We start from the raw sequence: 3,218 nt of genomic DNA, 5'->3' as shown, positions 1-3,218 counted from the left end.
AAATCGACCGAGGCCTATGATCGCCTGCTGGTCGCGGGCGATCCGCACGCGCCGTCGCCCTACCGCGCAATTGCCGCCCTTCAGCACCTGCCGGCCTTCTACGAGGCCTTCGGCATCGAGGAAGGCGATCCAATGTGGCTGCCGCCCGAGGAACGGATCACCGCCTGGTGATCCACCGGCCAAGGTCCGGGGCCCCCACCACGCAGCGAGCCTTGGACGCCCCCACATGGGAACCAGACCTCACGACCAAATCCAGAAAAGTTTGCGAGGGATAGGAGTACTCAATGAAGTCACCACTGATCGCCACCGCGGTCCTGCTGCTTTGCGCAGGCTGCATGGAAGACACGATGAGCGGTACGGGGGCCAATAGCACCGGTGGCACGGCCTCGGGCACCATACGCGAACGTTCTGATGGCAATTACGCCTTGGGAGTAACCGTCGCCGGCGGCGCCTTCTGCTCGGCGGTCTACAGCGATCCCAAACCCGGCGGCAGCGAAATCCGCCCGCTCGCCTGCACTGGCGGGCAAAGCGGCAATGCCACCGTTCTCTATGACGACGGCGGAAAGCCCAAGAGCGCAACCTACGGCGGTCTCGAGATCGGCAGCGGAACCGTTCGGTTCTGAGACCAAGTTGGGCCCGTGCCGCTGACCTCATGGGTGGCACGCCCCTCCGGCCAAAGACTTAGCAAAAGGCCACTGCGACGGACCAGAGCAGGCTGATCGCGCGAGGCCGCCCACGCAGGTCATCCGAACACGGCGGCCCCGTCGAGAATACGGGCGATCACCCCGGCAATGAGCCCAGCGAGCAGGAGCACCAGACCGGCGCCAGCCAAGAGCAGAAACGTTGCGAGGCGTGACAGAGGGCCCTGCATTTCCTCGCCATGCGCCGCAATGGCTCGGGCCAGAGCCGTGATCTCCCCTTTAATGCCGAAGAGCAGGACGGCGAGGCCGAGAAGGATCGCGCTGACCGTCAGGCTGATTGCCACGTACCGGGGCGCGGTGGTTGGACCATCGGCGAGCAACAGGCTCGCGATGATGAGCCCGGCAAGCCCCGCGCTCAGAGCCCAGGCAATCGAGAAGACAGCGCGAAAAATCCGCAAGTGCCATCGGCTCATCGCGTTGCCATCCCTGCGGCCTGCCGGTCACCGGCAGGTGGCGCGCGATGCACATGACGCAAGAGCCACAGCGCGTAGAGCAACCCGGGGAGCACCAGCGCCAACGGGATCAGCAGCAGACCGGAACAGCTGGCGACGAGCGCCTGTCGCAACGCATCCGCAAATGCGCCGGTGATGACGCCGTTCAGCACATGCACCGCGCCGAACAGAACCGACGTCAGCAGGATCGCCGGCCAAATCTTCATCCTTTGGCGAAACGCACGATAGAGCACGCCGCGAAACATAACCTCTTCCGAGACCCCGACGCAGGCGGTGTTGAGCAGGATCAATGCGCCCACCCCCGCAGAAGGAAGGCCCAGCAGAAGTGCCAGCAGCATTTGCAGCGCCACAAGCAGCAGCGGAAACCAAAGCAACCGAAGCGTGCCACGCTCGGGCGCGTTGAGCCCCAGATCACTCCAGCCCCGCCAGATGCTCACTACGACCAACATCGCCGCGGCGAGCACGACCTGCCACAGCACACCCTGCGTCACAATCTCATCGAGCCCGCGCTCCGCCGGCCGAAGAAGAAGCGCACCGCCAAATGTAATGACAGTCCACGCAGCCAGCGTCGCAAGAGCCCAGCCGATGCGGGATGGTCCTGCCGGTTTGGCTTTGGCGCATGACATGGTCTTCGCCGCGCCTACCCGCCCGCGAACGGCGAAAGCGGTACGCTCAACGTTGCCGTGTCGGTCACCACGCTCAGTCCTTCATTGATCGGGGCAATTTGCGCGGGCACGTCTGTCTCTCCGTCGGATAGGGCAAGTTCCGTGCCGTCGTAGCTGAGCAGCAGGTGGCGGTCTTCCGGCAGGTACACCAGCATTGTGCCGCCGCCTCTGCCCTCCCGCGAGACGCCGAAGTCGCAGCGTTCTACCGCACCGCCCGAGAGCTGGCAGTCAAGCCGCCCGATCTCGTCGAAAAGCTCTGCGGCGGCCCGACGCATCGCCGTCGCTGCGGCGAGATACTCCGCAGCGGCCCATCCGTCCGTGCCGCTATTGTCGATGAAGCGGACCCGGCACCAGGCGCGATCAGGTCGCTCCTCGCAGCCATCGTTCTTCATGACGCGGCCCAGCGAGGCACGGGCGCGCACGCCACTGGCCGTGCTCGGCTCGGATCGAATGTTGAGCGTGGCATCGACGCCGCTGACGATCACATAAGCCGCGTCGCGAATGTCGGGCGCGCGCTCCTGCGGGATCAGCAACGCGGTCACGCCAGCGCCGGTCAACCGAAGCCCGTCGCCCTCGGACTCCACGCGCGCGCCGCTTCCCAGAAGGTCGCGCAGACGCGCTTCCTGCTGTGACAGCGACGCCGGGCAAGCCACGCGCGTGGTCGCTAATGGCAAGGTCAGCGTCAATCTGCCGTCCTCGATCTGTCCGTGGCCCGAGAGACGGTTGCAGCCCGTGTGACCCGAAAGCGCCCCGTCCTCCTCGAGGGTCAGCACAGGGGCGCCTTCGGTCGGGGCGCCGTTGAGTGCGGTGATGTCCCAGCTTGCCGCGCTGGCCGGTGTCGCGATGAGCGCAAGCAGAGTGGCAAGTCTATGCATGGAGCCCCCCATCAGGACATGATCACGAAATCCCGGCCTGAACGCCGGTCAGGATGCAATGGCAAGTCGGTGAAGACAAAAATCATTCCGGGATGACTGCGTTCCGAGATTAGACTGGAGAACGCGTCATCCGAGCGCACCCGCGTCAGGTCGTGCTCTGCGCGCGCCGCATCATCGTAGGTCAGCGCCTGCCACCTCATGCCCCGTGTGCCATCATCTGGCCCGTTCAATACATAGACATGCGGCCCCAGCGGGCGGCCGTCCCAGATCAACGGGCCCTCCGCCACCTCGCGGTCGTTCTCTATCAGCAGGATACGTTCATCATGGGATGATGCGATCATCGAGGTGATCGGATGCGCTTCATCCAGATTCCAGTCAGAGGGATGTTTCCGCAGCTCAAGCGTTGACAGGATGCGTTCGAACTCGTCCTCGCTGTAGGCGCCGAGGATGCGGCGCGACAAACAGGATGAGATTCCGCGTCAATCAGGATGAGACGCAGCGGCGTGTGACCGCTTCCGGCCGGGC

Annotated in this window: 6 protein-coding genes; 2 read left to right on the top strand and 4 right to left on the bottom strand. The window is 64.9% G+C overall.

Annotation, left to right across the window (positions count from 1 at the left end; translation table 11 throughout):
* Positions 1–24 precede the first annotated feature (24 nt).
* The gene (locus G0Q01_RS27450) at positions 25–171 is read left to right on the top strand and encodes a M13-type metalloendopeptidase (RefSeq protein ID WP_370526790.1); all 147 of its coding nucleotides are present in this window, start codon (positions 25–27) and stop codon (positions 169–171) included.
* Between the two features lie 113 nt (positions 172–284).
* Positions 285–623, top strand: a complete 339-nt coding sequence (locus tag G0Q01_RS23380; RefSeq protein WP_164192204.1) for a hypothetical protein — start codon at positions 285–287, stop codon at positions 621–623.
* A gap of 119 nt (positions 624–742) precedes the next feature.
* Here G0Q01_RS23380 and G0Q01_RS23375 read toward each other — a convergent pair whose 3' ends face one another.
* Genes G0Q01_RS23375 through G0Q01_RS23360 form a run of 4 tightly spaced genes read right to left on the bottom strand, consistent with a single transcriptional unit; the run spans position 743 to position 3,154 of the window.
* Positions 743–1,114 carry a hypothetical protein gene (locus G0Q01_RS23375; protein ID WP_164192206.1) on the bottom strand — a complete coding sequence of 124 codons (372 nt, stop codon included), beginning with the start codon at positions 1,112–1,114 and terminating at the stop codon, positions 743–745.
* Positions 1,111–1,779 (bottom strand): CPBP family intramembrane glutamic endopeptidase, encoded by a 669-nt coding sequence (locus G0Q01_RS23370; RefSeq protein ID WP_164192208.1) that lies wholly within the window; start codon positions 1,777–1,779, stop codon positions 1,111–1,113. The genes G0Q01_RS23375 and G0Q01_RS23370 overlap by 4 nt, the downstream gene beginning before the upstream one ends.
* Positions 1,780–1,793: 14 nt before the next feature.
* Complete coding sequence (locus tag G0Q01_RS23365; protein ID WP_164192210.1) at positions 1,794–2,693, bottom strand: META domain-containing protein; 900 nt, start codon at positions 2,691–2,693, stop codon at positions 1,794–1,796.
* A gap of 11 nt (positions 2,694–2,704) precedes the next feature.
* The gene (locus G0Q01_RS23360; RefSeq protein ID WP_235940367.1) at positions 2,705–3,154 is read right to left on the bottom strand and encodes a hypothetical protein; all 450 of its coding nucleotides are present in this window, start codon (positions 3,152–3,154) and stop codon (positions 2,705–2,707) included.
* Between the last annotated feature and the right edge of the window lie 64 nt (positions 3,155–3,218).

Origin of the sequence: Salipiger sp. PrR007 (genome assembly GCF_010499845.1) — a bacterium.
Lineage (GTDB): Bacteria > Pseudomonadota > Alphaproteobacteria > Rhodobacterales > Rhodobacteraceae > Salipiger > Salipiger pacificus_A.
This window is presented reverse-complemented; position numbering and strand designations above follow the sequence as displayed.

Excerpts from the sequence above, each read along its gene's own strand:
- G0Q01_RS23370 (WP_164192208.1), bottom strand. The coding sequence starts at position 1,779 with ATGTCATGCGCCAAAGCCAAACCGGCAGGACCATCCCGCATCGGCTGG.
- G0Q01_RS23380 (WP_164192204.1), top strand. The coding sequence starts at position 285 with ATGAAGTCACCACTGATCGCCACCGCGGTCCTGCTGCTTTGCGCAGGC.
- G0Q01_RS23375 (WP_164192206.1), bottom strand. The coding sequence starts at position 1,114 with ATGAGCCGATGGCACTTGCGGATTTTTCGCGCTGTCTTCTCGATTGCC.
- G0Q01_RS23365 (WP_164192210.1), bottom strand. The coding sequence starts at position 2,693 with ATGCATAGACTTGCCACTCTGCTTGCGCTCATCGCGACACCGGCCAGC.